The following is a 22900-nucleotide window of genomic DNA, read 5'->3' as shown; positions in this document are numbered from 1 at the left end:
TCATTGATCCTTTCGCCAGAAAATGATGAAATCATGCGACCGGCGGAACAGCCGCTGATCGTCTTTGCCTTTGGGCGGCGACAGATCGCGCACCCCGTCAGGGAACACGCCCTGAATCTCTGTTTCTGCGATCGTGCCGCGATACCCTAACAGCAGACTTTCGATCAGCCGCTGCAGCGTCAGAACGCCCAAGGGGTTGTCGGCGTAGCTGTCGACCTGCAGCCGCGTGCGGTGCAGCCCGTCTGGCCCCTTGGAATAATACCCCTGCCCCCCGCCGACATCCTGCAGGATGACATAGGGAAAAACCGCGCCGCCATCGGGCAAAACCTGCCAATGCACCCGATCACCGACCAGCGCCACCAGCGGCGCATGGTTCAGCATCAACGCCGTGACTGCCTCATGCATCAGCGTGCCTGCCGTGCCAATTTGCGCGCCCGGCGGGCCAGCGTCTTTTCGATGTCGGCCCACCATTCGCGCGAAATGTGATCCAGCACATTGCGCACATTGGCATCAAAGGCCGGGCGCAAATGCGGCTGCGCAGCCTGATGTTCGTTCCCAAACTCAGTTTGCAGACCCGCTTGATAGCCGCCCTCGCCAGGCCCGATAAAAACTTCGACATCCGCCTTGTCGCCGCCGCGTGCTGCACGCCTTTGTCGGCGGGTCAGCTGCGTGCCGATGCCATAGCTTTCGACCAGCTCGCCCGTCAGAACTGGGGCCAGCGCCTGCGCGGCCCGCGCCACGATCTCGCCCGCGCCCTTCATGACGCGCCGGGCACTGGCCCGCGCGGTCGTGCCGGGCAACGCCCGCAACGCCTGTTCCAATTCCTTGCCACCTTCAAAGCGCATGATGTCTTTAGTCATTGTCCGCACTCCGCTGCACTGCCGTGATGTCGCGATACCCGCCACGCTTGCCGACGACAGGATCATTCCCCGTGACCCGCCAGACGACGCCGCGCACGCGCACTCGGTCGGCGGTCGTCACCGATCGGGTCAACGCATTGTCGCGCACCCGAAACGTGCCCTTGGACACTTGCACCGACGCATCCCCGATGTCCTGCTGATCGGTCCCGGCGGGCGAAAAACCCGCGTAAACCCGGCCCGCCTCTGTCCAGCCTTCGGCGGGCCAGTTCAAAGCATCCCGCGCGCCCGCATCCAGGCGCAGAACATGCAGCAAACGGTTCCGCTGCATCAATCAAACCGCGTGACGCAGGGGCGATTGTAGCGCACCTGACGCATCAGCCGATGCACGCCCATGGCGACGATCGGCGTTTCATATCGTTCTTCTGCCTCGATCCCGGCCTTCAACCAGTCATTGACCATCAGGATCATCGCCTGGCCCATCTGCGCCGGGCAGGCCCCGCCGCAGGTCGCGGTGATCCGCATCCGGTCCACATCCTCTGACCAGCCCGACCAGCCATCGGGCAGCAGCAGCTGCGGTTCATTGTGCGGCGCGATCAGGCGCACATCTGTCATGTCCTGTTCAACCCACGCGCCCGCCGCGTCGTTGACCTCGATCTTGGCCAACTCCGTCACAGGGCGGCAGGGAAACCAGTACCGCCGCCAGCTGCCACCGGAAAACCCGATGTCAAATTCGTAAAGGCCGGGCGCTGCAGGGATGTGAACGGCAGTTTCAACAGCTTCCTGCGCCGCTTTCAAAAACAGCGTCAGATGCGTGTCATCGACCAGATCATCGGCCATGATGTGCACCGCCGACTTGAACGCCTCGACACTCACCAGCAGCGGCTTTTCCGCGTCATCCACATATCGCATCGCCCGGCCCCTTCTTAGCTGCCCGCGCCGCCGGTCACGGTGTCGTCACCGCTACCAGCGGCCAGCGTGTCGTCGCCGCTGGTGCCGGGCAGGCTGTCGTCGCCGCTGCCTGCGGCGAGCGTGTCGTCACCACTACCGCCAGCCACGGTGTCATCGGCCTTGGCCTTCGCGCCTTGCTTCGGCGGGGCACCCGTTTCAGCGGCTTTCGGCGCAGACTTGGCAGCAGACTTTGCCGGGGCCTTGGCGGTTTTCGCCTTGCGGCCCTGCTTCGGCGGCTCAACTGCCGCACTGTCAGACGGATCCACGGCCTTGCCCGCGTCGATCAGCTGCTGCGCCACAGCCTCAGTAAACCCGGCCTTTTCGCCGGGCTGATACGCGCGCCAAGGCCGAACAAACTTTACGACCCGGCGGCTCATACCGGCACCTCGTTGGTGCCACCGACGACCATCACGGCAGACAGGGCTGCGGTGTCAGTATCAGCTGCGGACAGGTCTGGCGTGAACTTGGCGCGCACATAGCGGCCTGCCGGGCTAAGGTTTAAATCAACCTCAAACACGCCCGTGACGGTGCCGCCGCCGGTCGGGCCAGTCGCCACGACTGCAGCGGTCGCGCTGACCAGATCAACGGCATCCGCCAGGTCGTCGGCATTGCCGGATTCGACAACGTAAGCGATCGACAGCGTTTCGCCCTGGGCCAGCGTGGCGGCGTAAGGGATGGCCAGAACACCCGACAGGGGCATCGCTTTCGCCTGGCGATCCAGAATGGCCCCGGTGACCAGCGTGGCATCGCCCGCGCCGCCCGCCGTGACTGCGGTGTTAGCTGCAGCCCGCATGACAGCAACCAGCGCACCGATATTTTTCATCAGCTTCATTTCATGAACTCCGATTGGATTGGTTTAAGAACGCCCGCCCCAGATCAGGGCGGGCGCGTGCATTATCCGGCCATGGTCAGGCCGGGCCGACCGACGCGCGGTTTACGCGCCCCAGGTCACGCCCTGCATGACGGCCAGCGCCGCAAGGTGGCGCAGGCCAATGTCGTGCTGCATGATCATGCGCATCAGGGTTTCATCGCGCGAAAACGCCGATTGCAGATCACCGTTTTCATCGCGATAGGCCGCTTCCGACGACATCGCGATATTGATGCCGTTGGTTTCACCGACCACCACATGCTTGGGATGTACCAGCATGATTTCGGACTCGTCGCCACCGTCGCCCAGATTGTCGGGAATCTGCGTGGTTTCGAAATACGGCTTGTTCCGCAGCTTGCCATCGGCCATTTCGGGATAGGCTTTGTTGCCATTTCCGTCGCGCAGGTTGCGCAGGAAATTGGCCGTGCGCGGCGACAGGAACCAGACCGCCCCCAAAATCGGGATGTTGCCATTCGACAGGGCCAGTTCCAGCGCGCCCAGATCGTTGTCGACCTTCTGCAGATCGGGCGCTGCGGTCATGGTCAGCACGTTGGTGGCCTCGAAAGGCGTGCCATCCAATTGCCAGCGCAGACCAAGCGGGCTGGAATTGGTGCCCTTGCTGCGCAAGAAATTTAGATCCATCGCAACACCGGCATCGTCCAGCGCGTCATCGCGCACCATCCGGTCAACAGCGGTGGACGAAAACGACAGCAGGTCATTGGAAATCGGAATAAGGCCCGACAGCTTTTTGGCTGACAGCTTCATCTGGCCGTAGGTGTAACCAGTCTTGCCGATGTCGGCGTTTTCCTCGCCGTAACCGAAATTGCCCCCGGTCTTCCGGCGGTTCTGCGTCAGGTTGCCCGATGGCATGGGCACGGCGATCACGCCCGATGCCATAACAACAGTTCTCGGACGCAGCAGTTCGATCACTTCATCCGAAATGTCTTCGGCCACGAAGACACCGCCAGCACCACCGATCGTGGCATTCTGATTTGCCGTGAACAGACCACTTTGGCCATTCGCTTCTGCGATGTCACGGGCGCGGTTCATGTCGCCGCCCGCCGCTGCCAGCGTGCGCAACATCGCGCCGAAACGCAGGCCCGGTTCCTGCACCTGCGCCGGGGCAGATGCCGCAGCGCCCTGCACCGGGGTCGACGGTTCAGACGGGGCAGCAGATGCCGCCTGCGCGGCCTCGACTTCTTCGGCCCGCTTTACTGCCGCGTCGTGCTTCTTGAACTCGGCCTGCGCCGCGTCGAACTCGGCCTGCGCCGCGCTCAGATCATCCTGGGACGCTTCGCCCGTGTCGTTCAGGGCCGACAGCGCGTCTGCGGTCGCCCCCATTTTGTCCGCCGCCGCTTTGCGTTTGCGGCGCAGATCGTTGATGTCCGCCATAAGATTTCCTTTCATGATTGGACATTGCCCCGCGTAAACGGGCGATGAACCCCGCCGCGCAATCGCGCCAGGGCAGACAGCGGACGCCGAAACCGACGCCCGAATTTCGTTAGATCAAATGGCGGCGCGCGCCTTGGCGGCAGCTGCACCCGCCCGCGCGGCAGCGGCGCTGACCCGCGCAGACTTGCCCCGCCCGGCCTGCGGACGTGGGCTGTATTGGTCGAACATCCGCGACCAGAACATCACATCAGTTTCGGCCCGATCGGCCAGGCCCCGGTCGATCGCTTCCTGCCCCCAGAACAGCGCGCCGCCATCACGCGGGTCATCCGTCACCGACAGGCGCGCGGTCAGATCGGTCAGCGGAATGTTGCGCCCCGCCGCGACCGCCGCGTGAAAATTGGATTCCATCTGGTCAAGGCGGCGCTGAATTTCTGCCCGCCCCTCATCCGTCGACGCATTCGGCAGCTTGGCGCGGGCGTGCGTCGACGACAGATCAAAGAACTGCACACCAGACGACACACCCGGCTGAACAAAAGCGTGCGTCGTCACCGCCACGCCGATCGACCCGACCCATGACCCCGGCGTCACCGTGATGTCGCTGCCTTGGCTGGCCAGCCAATAGCCCGCCGACAGCGCCATATGTTTGACCAGGATATGCACCGGCTTGACCGCCCGCGCGGCGGCGATCGCTTCCGCCGCCATCTGGATCCCCAGGACCAGACCGCCCGGCGTGTCCATCACCAGAACGATCGCGCCGACATCCTCATTCGCCGCCAGTTCAGTCACGCTATTGGCCAGGCCCGCATAGGTCGCCCACCCGAAAAAGCGTTCATAGATTTCTGCGTTCGGCGTCAACACGCCACTGACCGGCACGATGCCGACACCGCGATGAATGGCAAAGCGTTCGCCGCGTTCGATCCGCACACCGCCCGAATCCTGCGCCGCCGGTCCTTCCTGCCCTGCGGCAGCATCCGGGGTCACCTGCAGGGCCAGCAGCTGCGCCGCGTGATCCATGCAAAGGGCGACAGGTTCCTGCCCGATCGCAGCCCGTACCGTGTTATCGGTCATTCGTCTGATCCTTCCTTGCTGTCACCGCCGCCCGACTGATCGTCGCGCGTCATGTTCGGGGCCGGGTTCAACAAATCACCCTCTGGCACCGCATCCAGGCCCAGCTTGTCGCGGGCTTCATTCGGGCGCATGAACGGCCCGCCGACCGCTTTCCCCAATGCCTCGTATTTTTCCTTGACGGTAGGTTCCAGCAGCGCCCCGAAATCGTGTTTCAGGTAAAGCCCCTGTTCCCGTTCGCCGCGCGTCAGCACGGCCATGTTCAGCTGCGCCTCTGTCAGCACCGACCAATGCATCAGACAGTCGGTTTTATAGTCGATCGCCTGCTGTTCCCCGTTGGCCTTCACACCGTTTTCAAGGATCTGCAGCTTCGACATCGGCATCCGGTAAATGCTGGCAATCTGTTCGCGGTCCAACTTGCGTGATTCCAGCAGCTGCTGATCGGATGCCGACATATCCAAGGCATCAATCGAATCCTCGGCCCCCAGGATGATCCAGCCGCCATTAGACGCATCGGCCAGCGCCGTCTTGACCTTGCGCGCGGCGCGTTCTTTGGCTTCCTCATCCTCGAAATGGTCAGCCATCTTGATCGCGCCGTGCGTATTGCCGCCAACCGCCGTGCGACCCGCCGAATCCTGCGCGGCCATCGCGATACCCATGGATTGCGCCGCAACCGTCAGCGGCGACTGCCCGCGCCAGCCATCCGTCGCCATGTAACGCAGATGCGCCATCGACCGCGATGGCACCCGCCGCCGGATCCCGGCCAAATCCTCAAAATCGTAAAACCGTTCTGCCCCATTGCGCAGCATGGTCACGGTGCCGTTGTCGACCATTTCCAGCGCGATCAATTCCCCAGCCCCATTGCGCGGGGAAAACAGATGCCCATTGCCGCGCAGCACATAGGCATAAACCGCCATAAACCGCGCATTGGCAGCTGGAATGCCGGACGAACTTTCGACATTTAGCAGATAGGTGGCGGAATGTTCACGAACGCGTTTGTCCTGACCGTCGACACCCTTCTGCCACAGCTTCAAAGGCACCTTTGCCAGATCGCCCGCGATGTTCAGACAGCACGCCAAAACGGTCGCGTGCCCCGCCGCCACATCCGGCGTCACGCGCGGCAGGTTGCCCACGCGGCGCGACGGCATGGCGAATCCGGCCTCTGTCAGATGCGCCTTGCCCGATGCGCCACCCGATGCGGCGACAGGGCCAGTGATCGCAGGTTCGATGCGCGCCGCTGGACGGTCGCGGGTGATGTTCAGACCCATCAGTTTCATACGATCGTAAGATCCCTAATCGTTCTTTTGCCTTCGCCAACTTCGGCCCGGCCCACGGCCATGACAGCCGCGACCGCCGGGTCAATCCGACCCGTTGATTTCTTCTTGTTCGGCTTCACGTTTTCCGCCGCGTCCTGGTCCAGCGTCACGTTCCCGACCGCCCAGGACAGCACCGGGTTGCCCCCGTGCCGGATGCGGTTTCGGATCACCGCCTGTTCAAATCGTTTCGTCGCGGGCGACATGCTGGCATAGCCCTGCCCATGTTCGACCAGCGGAAACCGCAGGCGGTCCAACTCGCCCGCCACATACTTCATGCCCCAACGGTCATAGGCGACTTCCTGCAGATCAAACTTGGCGCGGATCCACTTCATGCGCTCAATGATCTGATCCTCATCAATCGACCCGCCCCGGTGCACTTCCAACCAACCGTCATCCCGCCAGGCGACATAATCGCGGTTTTCCGACTGCGCCCGTTGGATGAACCCTTTGCCGTTCGGCCCCTCGGCAATGAACGAAAACGTCACCAGGTAAATCAGCCCGTCGATCGGCACCGCGATCACGATGGCTGTCAAATCCGTTGTGCGGCTCAGGTCCAGCGCGACCCATGCCTTGCGCCCAAACAGGCTTTCGATGTCGAACGGCGCAGCGGCCATGCCATGATCCCAGATGTCACGGCCAATCCAGCTTTGCGCGCCTTCCGTCCAAAGGTTCAGATGCAACCGGCGAAAGTTCGGCATCTTGCCCCGGATCGCCTGCGCCTCATCATGGATCCGCTTGAAATCCATTTCAGTGAAGGCAACCCCCAAATTCGGGTTGCCCATGTACCAGGTCGCCGGGTCGCTTGGGTCGGCATCCTCTGGCGGTTCCGCCACGTAGCCGAAAAAACTGTCATCCGTCACATCGCCGCGCAGCACCCGTTCCGCGTACCCGCGAATCTCGCCACACAATGACGCGCGATCGGCCCCGGCGGTCGTGATCGCCCAGTCGATCGGCTGCGACCGCGCCAGCATCGAATTGGTCACAACGTCTGCCAGTTCCCGATCGGTCCAGCGGTGCACCTCATCCCGCGCCGCAAAATGCGGGTTGATCCCGTCCGCGCTGTTCCCGTCACGACTAAGCGCCGCAATAAATCCGTTTGTTCGCGGTGACTGAATCTGTGTCTTGTAGACATTCATCAGCTGCGACAGGTGCGGTGATCCGGTAATCATCCGCTTCATTTCGTTGAACAGCAGACTGGCCTGATCGCGGGTCGTCGCCGCGCAATACCCCTGCGGCGCACCCTCGCCATCGAACAGCTGCGTGAACAGCATGGGCACCGCCGTGTCGGTCGTCTTTCCGTTCTTCTTTCCGACCTGGTGATAGGTCGATCGGAACCGGCGCAACCCGGTTTCCCGACGCTTCCACCCGAACACCGACCCATGCCGGAAAACCTGCCACGGCTGCAGCTGCAGCGCGGCCCCGGCCATCGGCCCGGTCGTGTGCCGGATCAGGCCCGCGAAATTGTTGACCATGCTGGCCGCTTGGCAGTCGAAATAAAGGCCCCGATCTGCGCCCGTTTCCAGATCCAGCAGATGCCGTTCGCACGCCATACGCACCAACGGCCCGGTGACGATCTCCCCTTCTAAAACCTGCAGCGCATATTGGCTGACAGGGTGATCAATCGGTTCCACGCAACTTGCGCTCAATTTCTGCGAACAGGTCCATCTGACCGCCAGCGGACAGCCTGGCGTCGTCCACTGGCGTCATGCCGAACATCGCCCCTAGCCGGGTCATGTTGCCCAAAGCATCCTGGCGCGACTGCCAGTCAGATGTTTTTTTCTGCTGCAACCCGTTGCGCGTTTCGACCGTGTACGTCCGCCCCGTGACTGCGATATTGCTGGTCAGTTCGATGAAATCCGCGACCGCCTCGCAATAGGCCGCGAACATATCCTCGTAATGTGGCTCCAGCCGATCGCGCTGCACCATTTCCGGGGCCAGACGGTCCCAAACCTTTTTGCCGCCCTCGCTCATCAGATCGGGCGCAGGCGGCACGGGCTTTGGCGCGTTCCCCTTCATGGGGATGACGTTGGTGACTTTGGGCTTGGCACCTTTCATGTCTTTCCCCTTTCAAGGTTGCAAAAAATCCGGGGTAGGGTCAGCCGCCCGGCCAGCTTTGAAATGATCATCCCCATGAAATATGATCATTGCCCAATTCGAACCCATGGGCTTTTTTCCCCAATTCCCCCCGCACAAAAAGAAAGGTATGGCCGCCGGTCAGGACGGTATCCCTTTGATTTTTGACCCACCCCCGGTGGGCTGGTGCCAGACCTCGCGGGCGGTCTTGCGGCTGTGACAGGCATGGCACAGCGCCTGCCAGTTCGACCTGTCCCAAAATAACTTTCGATCGCCCTTGTGGGGCGTGATGTGATCCACATCCGTCGCAGCAACGACCGCGCCAAGGTCGGCGCAATCGACGCACAGCGGGTGACGTTCAAGAAACTGTCGCGCCGCTGTCTGCCATCGTTGGTCGGCGTAAAGCGCGCGGGCAGCGATGACGTGGGGGGCCTGATTGATCGCTGCCTTGCGCTGCTGCCTGCGGTCGGCCTGACGGTTCAGGCAGTCTTGGCATCGTGCCTGACCCTGAACCGCCAACGCCTCGCAGCCTGGTGCCGCGCATAGCTTGCGCATTACATGACCATCCCTTTCAGCTTGGGTTCCCCAAACACTCCAACGCAAAAACGCCCAGGGTTTCCCTTGGGCGTTCTTCTTGACGATGAACATTTGGTAAGGCCGCGAAGACTAAAGCGTCAAACTTTTTCTTGCAAACCCTTGTTGCTGTTCAGTTATTTAGCATCGCCCGTATCGGAATCACCCGAACCATTGGCCGCATCCCAGATAGACCGCGCAAAATCGGACGTGAACGAATGGTCCGGCTGACCGCGCATCGGCCCCGCCATGCGTTCCAGCGTTCGCCCGACAGCACGGGTCAGCGCCTTGAAGTTGGTGCCGTTTGCCGCCCAGCCGTGGGCGCGCAACACATCCGTCAAGGTCGCTTCCTGCAGACAGATCGCATCCACCGCGCGCCGGTCCAGGATCACGCTGCGCGTCGTGCCGCGCGTAGCCCGACGCGATGGCCTGACCTTGCGCATGGACAAAGCCACACCATCGCCAATGCGCCGCCGGATGATCATGATGCGCTGCCGATCGGCCAGCAGCGCGTCCATGAACCCGTCAGGCCCACCGCCGCCGCGCGTGGTCGCATCCATAGATGACGCGCGCATTCCCGCGCTTTCATAGCGTTCAACCAGGTTGCGATAGAAACGACCCATGCCGATCTGTTCCGCCGTAAACGGGGATCCTGCGCCGCGCGCCGCCGCCCGTGCCGCCATGACATCAAAGGCATCGGCCAGCTGCACCGTCTTGCGGCCCCGATGACCGGCTGGCCCATACTCGACACCGTTTTCACCCACCGGGTGCGGACCGATCATGTCGAACACGCGCACCGGACCCCGCGCCGCTGTCTGTTGCACATCCGGCCCCACGGTCGGCGGCAATGCGCCCATGTCCTTGACCGCCGCGATGCGGTCGGCTTCGGTCGTGACGCCCTCGACCTCGCCCCGTTCGATACGCCCGACGAATGCCGCAATGCGTTGATGTCTGGTCATGCCGCTTCCCCTTTGACCTTGGCCGCGCGGATATCCAGGCACAGCTGCAGCGCCGCCATGTAATCCTGCATCAACCGCAAATCCTGCGGGCTGGCCCTGCCCTGCTTTCGTTCGATCGTCACCCGCTCGATCATCCGCGCGTTGTCGTCAGCCTCTTTCCTGATCGTGTCCATAGCGTACTGACCGGGCACGTTGCCGACCCGTTTCAGATACGCCATCAGTTCGACCAGATAGCCGCCCGCCTCGGCTGCATCGCCCGCAGCTGACTGCAGATAGGTACGCACCAGGCGCGACTGCGACACGGGCGGGGCCTGCAGTCGCCGGGCGTTGTTGATGATCGTCACTTCACTTGGCCAGATGTCCTGCAGCTTGCCCGTGGCCATGCGTTCAACAACCTCGGCCAGCGCCGCCAATCGATCCTCGGCCATATAGGCCAGACGCGCCGACAACCCGTCTAAGAAACGTGCGTGATCATCTTGGCTGACATTGCGTTTCCGCTTCATGCCCCGGCGTTCCAATGGGTCGATCAGGATGGCCCTGACCCGCGCCTTGCCTTGCCTTAGTTCTTCGCCTTCCATGTTTTTCCCCTGCAACTGGTGCCCGCTTATCCCCAGGCGTGACGGTCGATATTTGGCGAAACCTGCGTTTTTCTTTTCTTATGATTTCTTCTCTTTTCCTTTCAGCCGCGCGGTTTTTGAAAAAAATAAAAACTTCCAAAATCCTCCACAAAAATTTTCATTTCTTCCGGCGGAAGATTTGGCGCGGCTTTCAAGGGCGGGATCAGGGACGCTGTGACAGGTCATTCAATGCCTCTGTGATGCGCTTTTGCGTGGCGCTGCCGCCGGGATAGCGTGCCTCGACCCAATCGCTGATCTTGTTCAAATATTCTTCGTTCTCAGCCAAACGGGACGCGCCTGGGATGTTCTGTCGTAGGTGCATGGCGATTGTCTGCAGACGCTTGCGCATCCGGTCGTCAGCGTTCTTTGCGTCGTTCTTCTTGCGCGAGTCCATCGCCGCGATCGCCACTTCGGTCACGACAGGATGCGCCAGCCGCACCTGGTCATTGTCGCAAATCACTTCATGCCAGCCATGCAGCGGCGACACCGTGCGCGCGCGCAGTTCCAACCATCGGCTGATCGGCAGACGCAGCAGGAAGGCCAGCGCCTCATCCTCTTTCGGCAGCGTGCCGATCGGGGTTTCATCCTGCGCCAGATCGAACAATTCGCGGCCAAAGAAACCGACCTCTGGATCGGCATAGCCGTGACGCCGGAAATCCGACCCGCGCCAGCGTTTCAGGTTCCATTGCAGGAAATAGTGACTGTCCAGACGGTCGGTCGCGCTGATCGGATACAGCGGGCGATCTGATGGATCCACGATGCGCAGCTGCGGTTCAGTCATCCCTGCCCCCTCAATTCTGCCCGCGCCTGTCGATCGGCCAGCCAAGACGATTGCACATGCGTGACAAATCGCCGGGCTGCGCGCGCAGTCGCCTGCACCGCCGGGTCGTTGGTTTCATATTTGCCCATGCGCCAGGTCAGCAGCGCCAGCGCCGCCTTGTGCCCATAGCGCCGCAATTCGGCCTTTCCCTTGGCCTCGCACCCCGCGCAGCAGTAAATTTGCCACGACCGCGACGGGGAAAAGACGCGCCCGCATTCGGGCAGGAAACAAACACCCTCGACCCAAGGGGCCGATCGCGACAGTTCCGGGTCAGCGTAGGTGCGGAAATCCTCGACCGGGAAATGCCGTGCCACGCCATTTTTACTGCAGGGTTTCAGCAGGGTCATACTTGCAAAGCCCCCTGCACCGCGCTGTCAGGGCGATTTTCAAAAAGGTCAAATTGCGCCGCCTCGACCGCCTCACGCACCCGTGCGACCGCAACGTCAAACCACATCGGGTTTAACTCGATCCCGACCGCCGCACGGCCCGACAACGCCGCTGCCACCAGCGTGCTGCCCGACCCAAAGAAGGGATCCAGCACCAGCCCGCCCGCATCGGTCGAATTGGTCAGCCATTTGCGCAGCAGCCCAACAGGCTTTTCGGTCGGATGGCCTGCCGGGCGGCGTCCGTCGACGTAATGCGATTTCGGGATATACAGATGCGACACATCGCTGTGCGGATAGCGGGTCAGCGCCTTGGAGCCACAATCGCTGATCGTGCGCGCGCGGCCCTTCCACATATACAACCCGAACTCACAATCGGGCATGTAATAGCGGTTCGGCGTGGCCGTGCCCTTGTTCCAGATCAGCGTTCGGTGAAACCCGAACCCGGCGTCCTGCAGCGCCGTGCGCGCCGCGTGCCCTTCGCGATCGGATGTCATGACCACCGCGTCGGCATCCTTGGCCAGCGCGTTGTAAAACAGCGGGGCCATGTCGTGCCATTCCACGATCGGGAACAACTCGCCCGAATTGTCGTATTGATCGCGCGACATGCAGCCGCGCATTTCGCCTGTCTTGTTGCCGCCCTTGACGATGCGATATGGCGGGTCGCTCAGAACCATGTCGGCCTGCAGATCCAGACCTGGCAAAACCTGCGTCATGTCGCCCTGGATCAGGCGGATGTTCCCGATTGTGATTTCGCGTTCGATCGTCATGCCGCCCCCCGATTTTCGACCTGCGCGCGGTAGCTGGCCAGCACCTGCGCCGGGTCCAATCCGGCCAGATGGCAAACCATGCCGAAATCCTTGGATTTGAACCAAACCCGCGCCGCGTGTTTCGTGGCGCTGGTCGCCTGAAACCCGACCCCCTGCGCCAAACGCCATTGTTCATGCAGAACCGCACACCACAGAATCCGGCACATCGCGGGATCCACGGCCTCGGCAAATTCGCCGGGCTGCACCGGGCGGGTCTGCGCGATCTGGCGGGATCCTCTCATAGCACCCCCAGGGCACCGACCGCATCGGCCATGACAAACACGCGACGATTGCCCGACAACGCAGTGACGACATCGCGCTGCACATGCGGACAGGCGCGGGTCAGCGGGCCGGGCGGAACGATGACAAACCCCGATGCATTCAGAACAGGCTGACACCAGCCTTGCCAGGTCGACGCCTGATCCGCACAAAACCCGTCCTGCCCCGTGACCATCGCCGCCAACAATGCAGGCGATACGGTCTTGACCCCGAAATGCCCGAATTCCTGATACCAGAAATAAGCATTCCCAAGATGCTGCAGCGTGGCCCGCGCGGTCCAAGTTTCGGGATAAGCTGTCGCCAGATACCCCAGACGCCTGCCCGCCAGGCTCGAAACCCGATCTATACTGGCACCAACAACCAACCAGCCCGCCGCGATCGCGCCGCGTATGTCATCGGATTGCCAGATGTCAGACATGACACCCCACCCCGGAAAAAAGGCGGGCACGCCCGAAGGTTTTGACGCGCCCGCAAGTTCCAACGAGGGAGGCAGTACCAAGGGGGAACCATTCGAAACGCCGCGCCCCTTGGTCGCAGCGTGGGGCGGCGTGCTTCGAAAACCGCCCCCGAATTTGGGAAATCAAACCGCCGATCATTCGTCGGCGTCCAGATTGCACACCAGGCGTTCAAGGGCTTCCATCGCCTCGCGCGCCTCTTTTCGGATGCTGTCTTTGTCACCCGCCACGACCAGCCGCACCAGCGCGGCAGGGACATCGCCCAATTCCTTGCCAACCAACTCGGCAAGGCGGGCACGTTCGCCAACCTTGGCAGCTTCGCCCCGTCGATCATCCAACATGTCCGTCAGCGGATAGCGGCCCACAGCGTCTTCAACCTTCGCCACATGGACAAAGGCGATTTCGGCGTTCTCATTCAATTGCTTGGAAACCGTCGCCTTGGACACGCCAAGCAACGCCGCGACAGCTTCACCGCCCCCAAATTCCTGCACCAGCGATGCATAGATGCCCCGCACAACCTTGGAGTCGGAGTAAGCCATTAGGAAACCTCATTTGCTTTGTGGAAAGGTTTTTGTGCGCAACGCTTGCGGCATGATCGACATTGACACATCAGGCCGCATCCTTACCCGCCGCAGCGCCAATGCCGCGCCCGACAAGTTCAGACATCGCCAACTGGATACGCGCTTCAACGACGAAATCAGCGGGCGACAGGTCGATACCTTTCAGGCGGGCACCGGCCAAAAGAATGTGATGACGGTCTGCGGGAATAATGCCGCCGGTTCCGCCGCGTTCTTTCGCAACACCCCACCGCTGCACGCTGGACCGATCGCGCCCGGTCAGCTGCGCCACGGCGCTGATTCCACCAAATTTTTCAATGACTGTGCGGGCAGGGTCCAACATAGGGCCATTTGTTGCGCTAATCGCAACATACTGTCAAGAAGGATATGTGCGAATTTCACCCCTATTCGCTGCACCCGCTATGGGGGCATCTGCACAAAATGAGCGACGTTATAGATGGCAACTGGATCCTGCGTCGGCTGACGGACGCACGCGGCGAAAAGGCCCGTATCGCCCGCGCTATGGGAATCGACCAGCAGAAACTAAGTAAAATCCTGACCGGAAAACGCCAGGTGCAGCCCAATGAAATGCCGGGCTTGCTGGAATACTTCGGCGTACCCCTGCCAGACAGCAGCACCGCGACCCCTATAGTCAGCCGCATATCCCCCGCAACGCCCGCATTGACGGACCTGGCCGCGTACCTGGCTCCAGGACGCAACCGCACCGAGTCATTTCTTGTGCAACGGGAATTGATGGCCTTTGGCCTGTTGCGAAATGATGTGATTGTGGTTGATCTGGCGCAGGTGACGCCCTCGACGGGCGATCTTGTGCTGGTAGATCGCACCAGCCGCAGCGGCAACATAACGCCCGCAAGGTTCGTCGGCGGGCATCTTGTTTATGCCGACCCCACCCTGCCGCCCGAACCGATTGATCAGAGCTTATGCATCGTTGGCGTGATTGTCGGCAGCGCCCGCGCCCCCAGCCTTATTCAAGCGACACCAGCGTAACAGCGCAACCGTCTGTCGCGTAAACCCCTGATGCGATTACTACATTCAGCCCACCGAATCCATTTGCCGCGCGATATGTCATAAACAGATTGTGCTGCCCCGCCTCATCAACCGGCGTGACGCGGGTTTCGACATGTTCAAAACTGGACGGGTCGCGCAGCTGGTCACGCACCATGTCGACAAACTCAGGATGCGCGCCGCTCCACGCTGACAGACAGTGAAAACCGGCACGGCGCTGATCCTCTTCGGCCTTCCGCACTTGTTCTGCAGCCGCTTTGGCTTCTTTCTGCAGATGTGCCCGCCACGCGTCCGGCTCATCAAATCCAGCGTCACGCGCCGCGATCCGATCGTCAGACGACGCCCAGCCATCGGCAACAGCCTGACGGTCCATATCCCACAGGATAGCCCCTAGCATCCCCGCCAGCGCCGCCAGCGTGACCCAGACACCTTGCCGCCGCCTGCCCCGGCGAAACAGCACCATATAGACCCCAGCAAGGGCCAAACCGAACAAGACCAAAACAACGACAAATGCCACGACGCCCCCCCCAAGGAATAGCTAAAATTTGAGGCACGGTTTCGAAGGATTGACCGCAGGTCAAGGCCGCAAAACGCAATTACGAATCGGCGGATTTGGCGCGGCATTGCGTCATTTTGCGCTTATCGCACAATTTCGGTGTTGACGATTTGTTGCGTTTTTCGCAATGTTGCGCCATCGCAAGATGAAAGGCGCAACCATGCTTTCGACTGCCCTACACGCAAAAAACCACGACCGCCCGCAACGGCCTGCCGAACAAAATGGCCGCACCGTGTTGGTTCCAAACGACATTTTGCACCAACTCAAGCCCGCCGCAGATCAGCGTGGCATTTCGGTGAACGAACTGGTGCGGCGACTCCTAGACACAGCGGCGTTCGACAGCCTGGTCGACGCCATTCTGGATGAAGGGGAAATCGCATGACTGATCGACTGCAGGCGCTTTTGACATCGCTGGAATGCCTCGGCCCTGATGATCAGAAAGACCTGATCATCAACGAAGTCATCGAAACGGGCGGCGTCTACTGCGCCCCGCGCCCGGTCGACACCGACAACTGGTCAAGCCATCTGTGCGAAATGCGCCTGCACGGCATCAGCGCATCCGGCGCAACTGAGGAAGAAACCATCCGCAACTGGAAAAAAGCCGCCCAACAGGTCGCTTTTCCGGTCGAGTCCGATGGCTTTATCACCGTGCACCCCCCGATTGCCCCGCTGGCCGCGCGACCCGATCGCCAGACTGCCAGCGGCTGACCGAACATCCGGCGCTGTCCTGCACCGGACACTTGGCCGGGGTTGATCTGCTCGTCACCCCGGCCCTTTTCTTCACCCTCGATAAAGGCCCGATCACATGCCCGACAATGACCGCAAACCCGGATGGCTGCTGTTCAAACTCTGGGGCGGCGATAACCGCCAATACCGTTTTGCAACCCACCTTGTGACCTGCGCGACCATCTTGCTGTTCGCATGGATTGTGTGGGGCTGATCATGACCACGCGCGCCAGCCTCGACTGCCCGTATCTGCCAGATTGCGCCTGCCCCGGCGGCACGACCCGGCCCGAATGCCCGGCGGTCACTTTCACGACACCGACCGACGCCCTGACCGCGACCGCGTTTCTTGCGGAACTGCATCAGCTTGGATGGCTCTACTACCCGCGCGAATCCGCCGTGACCGGGCTTTGGATGCACCAGCTGCCGCCCGCCATGGTCGCAGACATCAATCGCAACATGCGCGCCACCTTCCGGCACCTGCCCGACCCCTGCGCGACCGCCTTGGAAATGGGGGCAATGGCTGCATGACTGCTTATCTGCGATCCATATCCCGCCGCGCCGACATCAAAGTTCTGATCGGCTGCGAAACCAGCGGCCAGATGCGCCGGGCCTTTCTGGATCAGGGCTTTGACGCATGGTCCTGCGATCTGCTGCCCGCCGATGATGCCACGAATCGCCATATTCAGGGCGACATCCGGGACGTGATCGGCATGGAATGGGATTTGCTGTGCGTCATGCACCCGCCCTGCACGCGCCTGTGCAACAGCGGCTTGCGTTGGCTGATCGACCCACCCAAAAACCCGCCGCGTGACGCCACACCCGCTGAAATCGCCGCTTGGCCCGATCTGGATAAACAGCAGCGCCTTGCGATCATGTGGAACCATCTGGATCAGGGCGCTGCCCTGTTCTCGGATTGCTGGAACGCCCCGATTCCGCATCGGGCGATTGAAAATCCGGTGATGCACCCGCACGCCAAAACCCGGATCAAAAATTTTCAGCCCGCCGCGCAAACGGTCCAGCCGTGGCATTTCGGAAATCCCGCGTTCAAGGCCACCAGCTTCTATTTGAACGACCTGCCGCCGCTGGTCGCGACCAACCGCTTGACCCCGCCCAAGCCCGGCACGCCGGATCACAAACGCTGGTCGGCGGTGCATCGCTGCCCGCCCGGTGCCGATCGCTGGAAAATCCGCAGCGCCACCTACCCCGGCATCGCCGCAGCTGCTGCGCAGCAATGGGGCGACCACATCGAAAGGCAAGCCGCATGATCGACCCCCGCAAACCCGTGATCCGGCCTGATCGCGAAACGCAATTCGCGATGCAAACCGCCGTGGGCGAAATCCTGATCCGCGCCACAGAAGTTGCGACGCAATCCCTGCGGATCACCGGCGCAACATTCGTGTCTTACGGGATGACGACCTGGCTTGACGAAATGGCCGAACTCGACGCGGACGCCTGCACAGCCTACCTGCGCGCGACCGCCGACATCTACGACCCCAACGCAACCGACGCATCCCGCGCGGATGCACTGGCCCGCCGCAACACTGCGATGAACAAGATTTTCGCGGCGGTCGATATTCTGAACTCGAAACCGGGGAGCACAGCATGACCGCCCACCCTAATCCGCTGGCCCGCCGCGCCGGGATCCTCTGCAACGACATCGCCTTTCAACGATATGCCGCGATGCGATCGGGCCAGCCCGGCCAGCAGTTCGATCAGGCGCAAACCGCCGACTATCTGCGCACCGTCTGCGGCGTGCACAGCCGCCGCAACCTCGACACCGACCCGATCGCGGCCCGCGTATTCGACGCCCTGCGCACCGAATTTGACGCATGGGCCGGGCGCATCGCCCCGCAACGCTAACCCACCAACCCGAAAGGACACGACCCGTGAACACCGACACCCACCCGCATGACCCCTATTCGATCCACGACATTCAGCAGCTGTTCACCCTGTTCAACGGCGGCGAATTTCTGTCGGCCTTCATGCGCGATCACAAAAAGATGCTGACCGACATGCAGGACCACATGGAAGAATATTCCCACAAAAACGCCAAAGGCGGGTTCACGATTTCCGTCAGCTACGAACTGAACCGCGTGGGCGATCTGACCATGACCGCCAACGCCGATTTCAAGGCCCCGAAAAAACCATCGTCCAGCGCGGGCGCATATGTCGACGCTGACGGGCAGATGAGCCTGATGAGTCCGATGATGAAACGGATGCACGGCGGCGTGCGCGATGTCACCCCGCATGACCCGGAAACGGGCGAAGTCCACCAGGCGTAACCCGCGCCGATCGATCCCCAAATCCACCCAAAAGGAAAACCACCATGTCAAATTTCGAAACCGAACATATGCCGGAATCCTCGGCCCAGGTGATCCGCGACGTGTTGCGTGAACTGGACCACCACGACACAATCGCAACGCCCGATGCCCCGGCGCTGGCCAAAACGCACCTGATCACCCTGCCCGATGGCCGCAACCTGCATAATCTGACCGACGCCATCCACGCGGCAGCACAGCGGCACAAACCCTATGCGCGCAAGGGCACCGCCGAAATGAAAGACCTAGACAGCCTGATCGCATGGGCCAATCGCTTCAAAGGCGACACATCGGTGATGTATGCCGACCCGTCCATGCAGTCGCCTAGCCTAACCTGCATTGCCGATTATCACGCGGAAGGCGCCCCAAACATCGATCCCGACAAAGGCGATGACACGGCCCGCCACTGTCAGCACCGCGCCAAATATGTGTTCCCGCTGTCGAAGGAATGGCAGGCCTGGATGCAAATTGATGGCGTGATGATGTCCAAGGATGACATGGGCGAATTTATTGAATCGCACGCCCACGAAATCTTGCAGCCCACGCCCGCGATCATCAACCGAAAACCAGACGCCAAAAACCAGCCTTGGGAAAACGACCTGATCGAAACCGCCCTGCGGATTGATGGCAAGTTCGGCACCCTGTCGCAGCTGCTGGCCATGTCGCGGCATTTTCAGGTGTCGGAAACCTCGGAAATTAGCGCCAAGACGAACCGCGACACGGGCGAAACTGAAATTCAGTTCTCGACCAAACATCAGGGCACCCCCGAACGCGGCTAACCAAAAGGCCGGATGCCTTTTTCTGGATCCTGCCCGTCAGGGTCCAGCGATGGACAGACCGGATGGAATGACAATGACCAGCAATCTTGCCACGACCGATGATGTCGCCCGCCTCGAAACGCAGATCGCACAGCTGACCGACCTGGTGCGGCAGCTGTCGCCGGAACCCGGATGGATGACTGTAAAAGAGGCCGCAGAGTCGGAAGGCGTCAGCATCAGCACGATCAACCGCCGCGTTGACAAAGGCGAATGGACGGAACGCGGCACCGGATCGAACCGGCGCGTGAAGGCACGGCGATGACCACGCTGCACATTCCCTTGAAAGGCGTGTTCTTCGACCAGATTAAAAGCGGCGAAAAATCAGAAGAATATCGCCTAGTGACGCCATACTGGACCAAACGCCTTGCGGGCCGAACTTATGACGCGATCAACCTAACGCGCGGCTATCCGGCCAAAACCGACACCGCCCGCCACCTGCGCCGCCCGTGGCGCGGGTTTCGCAAAACTAAAATCACGCACCCGCATTTCGGCCCCGATCCGGTCGAAGTCTACGCGATCCTTGTGAACTGATTTTCAACAAACGCCGGAGGCGACATGCTCGAAACCTTGGCCCTTCTGATCTTTGCGCACGCGCTGGCCGACTACCCGGTGCAGGCGACTTGGATCGCCACGACGAAAAGCCACCGTGACCCGCATCCGAGCGGATACCCTTGGTATCAATCTCTCGCCGCTCATTCCGTGATCCACGGCGGCTTTGTGGGGATCATCAGCGGGTCGATCTGGTTGGGTCTTGCCGAAACGCTGGTGCATTTCGTGATCGACTACCTCAAGAGCGACGGCGCGTTCGGATCAGGCCACCGGGCCGTCAACATCGACCAAGCCCTGCACATCGGCTGCAAGGTGCTTTGGGTCACAATTCTGTTTTTCCAGTAATCCCCCGAGGATCGGATGCAGCACATCGTCGCCCTATCAGGAGGAAAAGACAGCACCGCGATGGCGCTGTGGCTCAAGGAGAATGAGCCACGCGACTATCAGTATGTCTGGACGCCGACAGGCAACGAACTACCCGATATGCTGGACCACATCGTTAAGCTGCGTGACCTGCTCGAAGCACCTATTCTTCCGGTATCCATTGGCATCGGGCTGATCGAAAAGACCAAGATCGAGCGGATGCTCCCGAACCCGCGCGCCCGCTGGTGTACGCGGAAAATGAAGCTGGAACCGTACTATCGCTGGCTCGGCCAACAAACCCCGTGCGTTTCCTACGTTGGACTGCGCGCCGACGAAGAGGAACGGCAGGGCATGGTTTTTCAGCAGGGCAACGGGATCACCCTGCGGTTTCCGTTGCGAGAAGCGGGGATGAACGAAGCCGACGTTTGGCAATTCTTGGATGATCGCGGCGTAGTCATTCCGGCCAGGACCGATTGCGCCATCTGTTACCACCAGACGCTAGGCGAGTGGTGGCGCCTCTGGAAACTGCACCCGGACCTGTTCGAAGAGGGCGTTCAGATTGAGGTATGGATTTCCGAGTTGCACGGCAAGCAATACACGCTGCGAAACGCCAGCCGAGACACTTGGCCAGCCGCCCTCGCAGATCTCCGAAAAGAATTTGAGAAGGGGCGAGTGCCCCCCCGAACCGTCCAGCAAATTGATATGTTTCGCGGTGAACGCCGCACCATGACAGGCGCTTGCCGCGTCTGTTCGATGTAATTCCAGAAAACGCCCGGAGGCGACCATGCAAAAGTGCGACGTCAGGATCGAGGATAAGCACTTCCACGAACTACACCACGCTCTTGGGTGTCCGTGGCCGGATGAAGTCTTGGGAGAAACGTACCGCAACTACTTCGCGGCCAGCCCAAACAGCAACACCGCAGACCGGATGCGCGCGTCGCCGCATTGGACGAACGGCACCGAAAAATTCGGGATGGTCTACTTCCACGTCACGAAAGCGGGGCAGCGCGCGCTGGTCGATCACATGCGTTCAAACCTCGTGATCCCGGCGCGCTACGCAATCACCTTCCGGCATCACGACGGATGCAGCATCGTCAGCGCGCAAAGCCGGTCAGCGGCGAAATACGCGGCCTATATCGACGCCGACATTGATTGGCCTTTTATGGAGTATGCCGCCGAAATCAAATCGGTCCGTTTGTTCGCCCCAGCCAACGTTCCGAAACATTCCAGCTAACCCCGGAGGCGACCATGTCACTCACCTATGCAGAGCGATTGCGCATTCGCGCTTATGAGACGGACGGCGGCGACCCGCTTCTGATCCGCGCGGCCGCCGCGCTTGATCAGCAGTCCAGGGCGATCGAGGAACTACGCTCCGAGCCGACAATCACGGTCGCAGAACACGTCGCTCAATCGCCTTGGCTCGGCCCGATCCTGAAACTTTCCAACTAACCCCCGATTAGCCTAATCGCTTCGCAATATCCGCCGCGCTTTCATCGTAGTATCGCAACAGCATTTTCAGATCGGTATGCCCAACCATCCGCGCCAGGTCCATTGGATGCAACTTTTGCGCCAGCCGCGTAATCGCCGTGTGGCGGCTGTCGTGAAACACCAGGTCATCCACCATGGCCCGATCGCGCACCCGCCGAAACAACGCATCCAGCTGCCGCGATGACAGGGCAAAGTCATCGCTTGGCAGCGATTGCCAAATCTCTATCGCCCGCGCAGACAGCGGCACCGCCCGCGCCCTGCCGTTCTTTGTCATCGCCAGCTGCGCAACGCGCTGGTCGACATCCACCGACGCCGATGTCAGCCCGACAATCTCGCCTGCCCGCATAGCGGTTTCGATCGCGAACAGAAACGCCGCATAGGCCCGCGCAGATGCTCGTTTCAGATCATCGCCCGCGACATAGGCCATGCGATCCAATTCATCCTGCGTGACAAGCCGTTCGCGCGATGGCGGCTCTTTCGGCTTCCTCACGCCCTTCATGGGCGATGCACCGATCACCCCCCATTCATCGCGGGCGACAGACAGCACAGACCCTAACAGGTTCATTTCGCGGCGCACAGAACTTGGCGCGACCTCTCGCAACCGTCGATCCCGCCAATCCGCGAAATCCGCCGCCGACAGATCGCCCAGCTGCACCGCCCCGATGCGATCGCGCGCGATCTTGGCCAGGCGTATTACTTCCCATTGTTCGCCGCGTTTGGTCGGTGACACCTCGGCCCCATAGCGGGCCAGCAGATCGCCAAAGGTCATCCGTGCAGCAACCTTGGCCCCGCCAAGAATCGCCGCCTCTTGTTCGTTCGCCCAGTCCTGCGCCTCACGTTTCAGCGCGAATATCTTGGATTTGCGCACGCCGCGCCGCTGAATCTGCGCACGCCACCGATCGCCATGTTTCGAGATAGTTGCCAAGAAATCCCCCACGATGCGTGATTTTTGGGGGATTAAAACGCGCAAATTTGCGTCAGGGCAATCCACAATGCGCAAGGCGGGCAGCAAAACCCCTTAAAATGCGCCGTTTTGCGCGGGGTTGATTATGGCTGAATTGATTGGTGGTGCCCCCACACGG

General features: G+C 61.3%; 40 protein-coding genes. 17 read left to right on the top strand and 23 right to left on the bottom strand.

The annotated features are described in order from the left end of the window. The 12 genes from gp17 to ACI3GR_RS19370 all read right to left on the bottom strand — a co-directional run bounded on the left by gp17 (position 1) and on the right by ACI3GR_RS19370 (position 8822). On the bottom strand, positions 1–405 hold the full coding sequence (gp17, locus tag ACI3GR_RS19425; RefSeq protein ID WP_407496845.1) for a tail completion protein gp17: 405 nt from the start codon (positions 403–405) through the stop codon (positions 1–3). Next, entirely contained in the window at positions 405–860 is a 456-nt protein-coding gene (locus ACI3GR_RS19420) for an HK97-gp10 family putative phage morphogenesis protein (protein WP_407496843.1), read from the bottom strand. Before ACI3GR_RS19420 ends, gp17 begins: the two co-directional genes overlap by 1 nt. Beyond that, a complete protein-coding gene (locus tag ACI3GR_RS19415; protein WP_407496841.1) occupies positions 853–1188 on the bottom strand; it encodes a phage head completion protein in 336 nt (111 codons plus the stop codon). The genes ACI3GR_RS19420 and ACI3GR_RS19415 overlap by 8 nt, the downstream gene beginning before the upstream one ends. Continuing rightward, positions 1188–1769: a hypothetical protein gene (locus ACI3GR_RS19410; RefSeq protein WP_407496840.1), complete on the bottom strand. Its 582-nt coding sequence runs from the start codon at positions 1767–1769 to the stop codon at positions 1188–1190. Before ACI3GR_RS19410 ends, ACI3GR_RS19415 begins: the two co-directional genes overlap by 1 nt. A gap of 14 nt (positions 1770–1783) precedes the next feature. Next, a complete protein-coding gene (locus ACI3GR_RS19405) occupies positions 1784–2185 on the bottom strand; it encodes a hypothetical protein (RefSeq protein ID WP_407496838.1) in 402 nt (133 codons plus the stop codon). Further along, positions 2182–2640, bottom strand: a complete 459-nt coding sequence (locus tag ACI3GR_RS19400; protein WP_407496836.1) for a hypothetical protein — start codon at positions 2638–2640, stop codon at positions 2182–2184. The genes ACI3GR_RS19405 and ACI3GR_RS19400 overlap by 4 nt, the downstream gene beginning before the upstream one ends. A 102-nt stretch (positions 2641–2742) precedes the next feature. After that, positions 2743–4083, bottom strand: a complete 1341-nt coding sequence (locus ACI3GR_RS19395) for a phage major capsid protein (protein ID WP_407496835.1) — start codon at positions 4081–4083, stop codon at positions 2743–2745. A 99-nt stretch (positions 4084–4182) separates the two neighbouring features. Then, entirely contained in the window at positions 4183–5136 is a 954-nt protein-coding gene (locus ACI3GR_RS19390; protein ID WP_407496833.1) for a S49 family peptidase, read from the bottom strand. Next, positions 5133–6410 carry a phage portal protein gene (locus ACI3GR_RS19385; protein ID WP_407496831.1) on the bottom strand — a complete coding sequence of 426 codons (1278 nt, stop codon included), beginning with the start codon at positions 6408–6410 and terminating at the stop codon, positions 5133–5135. The genes ACI3GR_RS19390 and ACI3GR_RS19385 overlap by 4 nt, the downstream gene beginning before the upstream one ends. Then, entirely contained in the window at positions 6407–8080 is a 1674-nt protein-coding gene (locus tag ACI3GR_RS19380; RefSeq protein ID WP_407496829.1) for a terminase large subunit, read from the bottom strand. Before ACI3GR_RS19380 ends, ACI3GR_RS19385 begins: the two co-directional genes overlap by 4 nt. Next, complete coding sequence (locus ACI3GR_RS19375) at positions 8067–8504, bottom strand: P27 family phage terminase small subunit (RefSeq protein ID WP_407496827.1); 438 nt, start codon at positions 8502–8504, stop codon at positions 8067–8069. Before ACI3GR_RS19375 ends, ACI3GR_RS19380 begins: the two co-directional genes overlap by 14 nt. 159 nt (positions 8505–8663) lie before the next feature. Further along, positions 8664–8822, bottom strand: a complete 159-nt coding sequence (locus tag ACI3GR_RS19370) for an HNH endonuclease (protein ID WP_407496877.1) — start codon at positions 8820–8822, stop codon at positions 8664–8666. Between ACI3GR_RS19370 and ACI3GR_RS19365 the strand changes: the two genes are divergently transcribed. Next, entirely contained in the window at positions 8814–9068 is a 255-nt protein-coding gene (locus tag ACI3GR_RS19365) for a hypothetical protein (RefSeq protein WP_407496879.1), read from the top strand. The genes ACI3GR_RS19370 and ACI3GR_RS19365 overlap by 9 nt on opposite strands. Before the next feature lie 164 nt (positions 9069–9232). On the opposite strand, the gene ACI3GR_RS19360 is transcribed toward ACI3GR_RS19365, so the two are convergent. From ACI3GR_RS19360 to ACI3GR_RS19320, 9 genes are all read right to left on the bottom strand, one after another. Continuing rightward, entirely contained in the window at positions 9233–10054 is an 822-nt protein-coding gene (locus ACI3GR_RS19360) for a hypothetical protein (protein ID WP_407496826.1), read from the bottom strand. Beyond that, entirely contained in the window at positions 10051–10632 is a 582-nt protein-coding gene (locus ACI3GR_RS19355) for a hypothetical protein (protein WP_407496824.1), read from the bottom strand. Before ACI3GR_RS19355 ends, ACI3GR_RS19360 begins: the two co-directional genes overlap by 4 nt. 202 nt (positions 10633–10834) lie before the next feature. Further along, the gene (locus ACI3GR_RS19350; protein WP_407496822.1) at positions 10835–11452 is read right to left on the bottom strand and encodes a hypothetical protein; all 618 of its coding nucleotides are present in this window, start codon (positions 11450–11452) and stop codon (positions 10835–10837) included. Continuing rightward, a complete protein-coding gene (locus tag ACI3GR_RS19345) occupies positions 11449–11838 on the bottom strand; it encodes a hypothetical protein (protein ID WP_407496821.1) in 390 nt (129 codons plus the stop codon). The genes ACI3GR_RS19350 and ACI3GR_RS19345 overlap by 4 nt, the downstream gene beginning before the upstream one ends. Next, positions 11835–12644: a DNA-methyltransferase gene (locus ACI3GR_RS19340; protein WP_407496820.1), complete on the bottom strand. Its 810-nt coding sequence runs from the start codon at positions 12642–12644 to the stop codon at positions 11835–11837. Before ACI3GR_RS19340 ends, ACI3GR_RS19345 begins: the two co-directional genes overlap by 4 nt. Next, positions 12641–12925: a hypothetical protein gene (locus ACI3GR_RS19335; protein ID WP_407496819.1), complete on the bottom strand. Its 285-nt coding sequence runs from the start codon at positions 12923–12925 to the stop codon at positions 12641–12643. Before ACI3GR_RS19335 ends, ACI3GR_RS19340 begins: the two co-directional genes overlap by 4 nt. After that, entirely contained in the window at positions 12922–13380 is a 459-nt protein-coding gene (locus ACI3GR_RS19330) for a hypothetical protein (RefSeq protein ID WP_407496817.1), read from the bottom strand. Before ACI3GR_RS19330 ends, ACI3GR_RS19335 begins: the two co-directional genes overlap by 4 nt. Positions 13381–13554: 174 nt before the next feature. Next, positions 13555–13956 carry a hypothetical protein gene (locus ACI3GR_RS19325; RefSeq protein ID WP_407496816.1) on the bottom strand — a complete coding sequence of 134 codons (402 nt, stop codon included), beginning with the start codon at positions 13954–13956 and terminating at the stop codon, positions 13555–13557. A gap of 70 nt (positions 13957–14026) precedes the next feature. Then, positions 14027–14317 carry a hypothetical protein gene (locus tag ACI3GR_RS19320; protein WP_407496814.1) on the bottom strand — a complete coding sequence of 97 codons (291 nt, stop codon included), beginning with the start codon at positions 14315–14317 and terminating at the stop codon, positions 14027–14029. A gap of 98 nt (positions 14318–14415) precedes the next feature. On the opposite strand from ACI3GR_RS19320, the gene ACI3GR_RS19315 reads away from it, so the two are divergent. Beyond that, positions 14416–14982 (top strand): helix-turn-helix domain-containing protein, encoded by a 567-nt coding sequence (locus ACI3GR_RS19315; protein WP_407496812.1) that lies wholly within the window; start codon positions 14416–14418, stop codon positions 14980–14982. Here the strand turns inward: ACI3GR_RS19315 and ACI3GR_RS19310 are convergent. Then, on the bottom strand, positions 14960–15517 hold the full coding sequence (locus tag ACI3GR_RS19310) for a hypothetical protein (RefSeq protein WP_407496810.1): 558 nt from the start codon (positions 15515–15517) through the stop codon (positions 14960–14962). The genes ACI3GR_RS19315 and ACI3GR_RS19310 overlap by 23 nt on opposite strands. Positions 15518–15716: 199 nt before the next feature. On the opposite strand from ACI3GR_RS19310, the gene ACI3GR_RS19305 reads away from it, so the two are divergent. The 15 genes from ACI3GR_RS19305 (at position 15717) to ACI3GR_RS19235 (ending at position 21779) form a co-directional block, all read left to right on the top strand. Then, positions 15717–15938: a hypothetical protein gene (locus ACI3GR_RS19305; protein WP_407496808.1), complete on the top strand. Its 222-nt coding sequence runs from the start codon at positions 15717–15719 to the stop codon at positions 15936–15938. Further along, on the top strand, positions 15935–16264 hold the full coding sequence (locus tag ACI3GR_RS19300; protein ID WP_407496806.1) for a hypothetical protein: 330 nt from the start codon (positions 15935–15937) through the stop codon (positions 16262–16264). The genes ACI3GR_RS19305 and ACI3GR_RS19300 overlap by 4 nt, the downstream gene beginning before the upstream one ends. 97 nt (positions 16265–16361) lie before the next feature. Then, positions 16362–16496, top strand: coding sequence for a hypothetical protein (locus ACI3GR_RS19295; protein ID WP_407496805.1), 135 nt, complete (start codon positions 16362–16364; stop codon positions 16494–16496). A 2-nt stretch (positions 16497–16498) separates the two neighbouring features. Beyond that, positions 16499–16810: a hypothetical protein gene (locus tag ACI3GR_RS19290; RefSeq protein WP_407496803.1), complete on the top strand. Its 312-nt coding sequence runs from the start codon at positions 16499–16501 to the stop codon at positions 16808–16810. After that, positions 16807–17547 carry a hypothetical protein gene (locus ACI3GR_RS19285; RefSeq protein ID WP_407496802.1) on the top strand — a complete coding sequence of 247 codons (741 nt, stop codon included), beginning with the start codon at positions 16807–16809 and terminating at the stop codon, positions 17545–17547. The genes ACI3GR_RS19290 and ACI3GR_RS19285 overlap by 4 nt, the downstream gene beginning before the upstream one ends. Continuing rightward, positions 17544–17888, top strand: a complete 345-nt coding sequence (locus tag ACI3GR_RS19280) for a hypothetical protein (protein WP_407496800.1) — start codon at positions 17544–17546, stop codon at positions 17886–17888. The genes ACI3GR_RS19285 and ACI3GR_RS19280 overlap by 4 nt, the downstream gene beginning before the upstream one ends. After that, positions 17885–18142 carry a hypothetical protein gene (locus tag ACI3GR_RS19275; RefSeq protein WP_407496798.1) on the top strand — a complete coding sequence of 86 codons (258 nt, stop codon included), beginning with the start codon at positions 17885–17887 and terminating at the stop codon, positions 18140–18142. Before ACI3GR_RS19280 ends, ACI3GR_RS19275 begins: the two co-directional genes overlap by 4 nt. Positions 18143–18168: 26 nt before the next feature. Further along, entirely contained in the window at positions 18169–18564 is a 396-nt protein-coding gene (locus ACI3GR_RS19270; RefSeq protein WP_407496797.1) for a hypothetical protein, read from the top strand. A gap of 44 nt (positions 18565–18608) precedes the next feature. Continuing rightward, a complete protein-coding gene (locus tag ACI3GR_RS19265; protein WP_407496795.1) occupies positions 18609–19379 on the top strand; it encodes a DUF2303 family protein in 771 nt (256 codons plus the stop codon). A gap of 73 nt (positions 19380–19452) precedes the next feature. Next, the gene (locus ACI3GR_RS19260; RefSeq protein ID WP_407496793.1) at positions 19453–19680 is read left to right on the top strand and encodes a MerR family transcriptional regulator; all 228 of its coding nucleotides are present in this window, start codon (positions 19453–19455) and stop codon (positions 19678–19680) included. Further along, positions 19629–19949, top strand: a complete 321-nt coding sequence (locus tag ACI3GR_RS19255; protein ID WP_407496791.1) for an ASCH domain-containing protein — start codon at positions 19629–19631, stop codon at positions 19947–19949. Before ACI3GR_RS19260 ends, ACI3GR_RS19255 begins: the two co-directional genes overlap by 52 nt. A gap of 24 nt (positions 19950–19973) precedes the next feature. After that, positions 19974–20312 (top strand): DUF3307 domain-containing protein, encoded by a 339-nt coding sequence (locus tag ACI3GR_RS19250; RefSeq protein WP_407496789.1) that lies wholly within the window; start codon positions 19974–19976, stop codon positions 20310–20312. A gap of 15 nt (positions 20313–20327) precedes the next feature. Beyond that, the gene (locus ACI3GR_RS19245) at positions 20328–21089 is read left to right on the top strand and encodes a phosphoadenosine phosphosulfate reductase domain-containing protein (protein WP_407496787.1); all 762 of its coding nucleotides are present in this window, start codon (positions 20328–20330) and stop codon (positions 21087–21089) included. A gap of 25 nt (positions 21090–21114) precedes the next feature. Then, positions 21115–21564: a hypothetical protein gene (locus ACI3GR_RS19240; protein ID WP_407496786.1), complete on the top strand. Its 450-nt coding sequence runs from the start codon at positions 21115–21117 to the stop codon at positions 21562–21564. A 14-nt stretch (positions 21565–21578) separates the two neighbouring features. After that, a complete protein-coding gene (locus ACI3GR_RS19235; RefSeq protein ID WP_407496785.1) occupies positions 21579–21779 on the top strand; it encodes a hypothetical protein in 201 nt (66 codons plus the stop codon). Positions 21780–21786: 7 nt separating this feature from the next. On the opposite strand, the gene ACI3GR_RS19230 is transcribed toward ACI3GR_RS19235, so the two are convergent. Continuing rightward, positions 21787–22743, bottom strand: coding sequence for a tyrosine-type recombinase/integrase (locus ACI3GR_RS19230; protein ID WP_407496784.1), 957 nt, complete (start codon positions 22741–22743; stop codon positions 21787–21789). Positions 22744–22900: the final 157 nt, after the last annotated feature.

Origin of the sequence: Pseudooceanicola aestuariicola, from assembly GCF_045763785.1 — a bacterium.
Taxonomy (GTDB): domain Bacteria; phylum Pseudomonadota; class Alphaproteobacteria; order Rhodobacterales; family Rhodobacteraceae; genus Pseudooceanicola.
Note: the sequence above shows the minus strand (reverse complement) of the source record. Positions and strands in the feature narration are given on the sequence as shown.

Coding starts and splice junctions, on each gene's coding strand:
- gp17 (WP_407496845.1), bottom strand. CDS start 405: ATGCATGAGGCAGTCACGGCGTTGATGCTGAACCATGCGCCGCTGGTG.
- ACI3GR_RS19420 (WP_407496843.1), bottom strand. CDS start 860: ATGACTAAAGACATCATGCGCTTTGAAGGTGGCAAGGAATTGGAACAG.
- ACI3GR_RS19415 (WP_407496841.1), bottom strand. CDS start 1,188: ATGCAGCGGAACCGTTTGCTGCATGTTCTGCGCCTGGATGCGGGCGCG.
- ACI3GR_RS19410 (WP_407496840.1), bottom strand. CDS start 1,769: ATGCGATATGTGGATGACGCGGAAAAGCCGCTGCTGGTGAGTGTCGAG.
- ACI3GR_RS19405 (WP_407496838.1), bottom strand. CDS start 2,185: ATGAGCCGCCGGGTCGTAAAGTTTGTTCGGCCTTGGCGCGCGTATCAG.
- ACI3GR_RS19400 (WP_407496836.1), bottom strand. CDS start 2,640: ATGAAGCTGATGAAAAATATCGGTGCGCTGGTTGCTGTCATGCGGGCT.
- ACI3GR_RS19395 (WP_407496835.1), bottom strand. CDS start 4,083: ATGAAAGGAAATCTTATGGCGGACATCAACGATCTGCGCCGCAAACGC.
- ACI3GR_RS19390 (WP_407496833.1), bottom strand. CDS start 5,136: ATGACCGATAACACGGTACGGGCTGCGATCGGGCAGGAACCTGTCGCC.
- ACI3GR_RS19385 (WP_407496831.1), bottom strand. CDS start 6,410: ATGAAACTGATGGGTCTGAACATCACCCGCGACCGTCCAGCGGCGCGC.
- ACI3GR_RS19375 (WP_407496827.1), bottom strand. CDS start 8,504: ATGAAAGGTGCCAAGCCCAAAGTCACCAACGTCATCCCCATGAAGGGG.
- ACI3GR_RS19360 (WP_407496826.1), bottom strand. CDS start 10,054: ATGACCAGACATCAACGCATTGCGGCATTCGTCGGGCGTATCGAACGG.
- ACI3GR_RS19355 (WP_407496824.1), bottom strand. CDS start 10,632: ATGGAAGGCGAAGAACTAAGGCAAGGCAAGGCGCGGGTCAGGGCCATC.
- ACI3GR_RS19350 (WP_407496822.1), bottom strand. CDS start 11,452: ATGACTGAACCGCAGCTGCGCATCGTGGATCCATCAGATCGCCCGCTG.
- ACI3GR_RS19345 (WP_407496821.1), bottom strand. CDS start 11,838: ATGACCCTGCTGAAACCCTGCAGTAAAAATGGCGTGGCACGGCATTTC.
- ACI3GR_RS19340 (WP_407496820.1), bottom strand. CDS start 12,644: ATGACGATCGAACGCGAAATCACAATCGGGAACATCCGCCTGATCCAG.
- ACI3GR_RS19335 (WP_407496819.1), bottom strand. CDS start 12,925: ATGAGAGGATCCCGCCAGATCGCGCAGACCCGCCCGGTGCAGCCCGGC.
- ACI3GR_RS19330 (WP_407496817.1), bottom strand. CDS start 13,380: ATGTCTGACATCTGGCAATCCGATGACATACGCGGCGCGATCGCGGCG.
- ACI3GR_RS19325 (WP_407496816.1), bottom strand. CDS start 13,956: ATGGCTTACTCCGACTCCAAGGTTGTGCGGGGCATCTATGCATCGCTG.
- ACI3GR_RS19320 (WP_407496814.1), bottom strand. CDS start 14,317: ATGTTGGACCCTGCCCGCACAGTCATTGAAAAATTTGGTGGAATCAGC.
- ACI3GR_RS19315 (WP_407496812.1), top strand. CDS start 14,416: ATGAGCGACGTTATAGATGGCAACTGGATCCTGCGTCGGCTGACGGAC.
- ACI3GR_RS19305 (WP_407496808.1), top strand. CDS start 15,717: ATGCTTTCGACTGCCCTACACGCAAAAAACCACGACCGCCCGCAACGG.
- ACI3GR_RS19300 (WP_407496806.1), top strand. CDS start 15,935: ATGACTGATCGACTGCAGGCGCTTTTGACATCGCTGGAATGCCTCGGC.
- ACI3GR_RS19295 (WP_407496805.1), top strand. CDS start 16,362: ATGCCCGACAATGACCGCAAACCCGGATGGCTGCTGTTCAAACTCTGG.
- ACI3GR_RS19290 (WP_407496803.1), top strand. CDS start 16,499: ATGACCACGCGCGCCAGCCTCGACTGCCCGTATCTGCCAGATTGCGCC.
- ACI3GR_RS19285 (WP_407496802.1), top strand. CDS start 16,807: ATGACTGCTTATCTGCGATCCATATCCCGCCGCGCCGACATCAAAGTT.
- ACI3GR_RS19280 (WP_407496800.1), top strand. CDS start 17,544: ATGATCGACCCCCGCAAACCCGTGATCCGGCCTGATCGCGAAACGCAA.
- ACI3GR_RS19275 (WP_407496798.1), top strand. CDS start 17,885: ATGACCGCCCACCCTAATCCGCTGGCCCGCCGCGCCGGGATCCTCTGC.
- ACI3GR_RS19265 (WP_407496795.1), top strand. CDS start 18,609: ATGTCAAATTTCGAAACCGAACATATGCCGGAATCCTCGGCCCAGGTG.
- ACI3GR_RS19260 (WP_407496793.1), top strand. CDS start 19,453: ATGACCAGCAATCTTGCCACGACCGATGATGTCGCCCGCCTCGAAACG.
- ACI3GR_RS19255 (WP_407496791.1), top strand. CDS start 19,629: ATGGACGGAACGCGGCACCGGATCGAACCGGCGCGTGAAGGCACGGCG.
- ACI3GR_RS19250 (WP_407496789.1), top strand. CDS start 19,974: ATGCTCGAAACCTTGGCCCTTCTGATCTTTGCGCACGCGCTGGCCGAC.
- ACI3GR_RS19245 (WP_407496787.1), top strand. CDS start 20,328: ATGCAGCACATCGTCGCCCTATCAGGAGGAAAAGACAGCACCGCGATG.
- ACI3GR_RS19240 (WP_407496786.1), top strand. CDS start 21,115: ATGCAAAAGTGCGACGTCAGGATCGAGGATAAGCACTTCCACGAACTA.
- ACI3GR_RS19235 (WP_407496785.1), top strand. CDS start 21,579: ATGTCACTCACCTATGCAGAGCGATTGCGCATTCGCGCTTATGAGACG.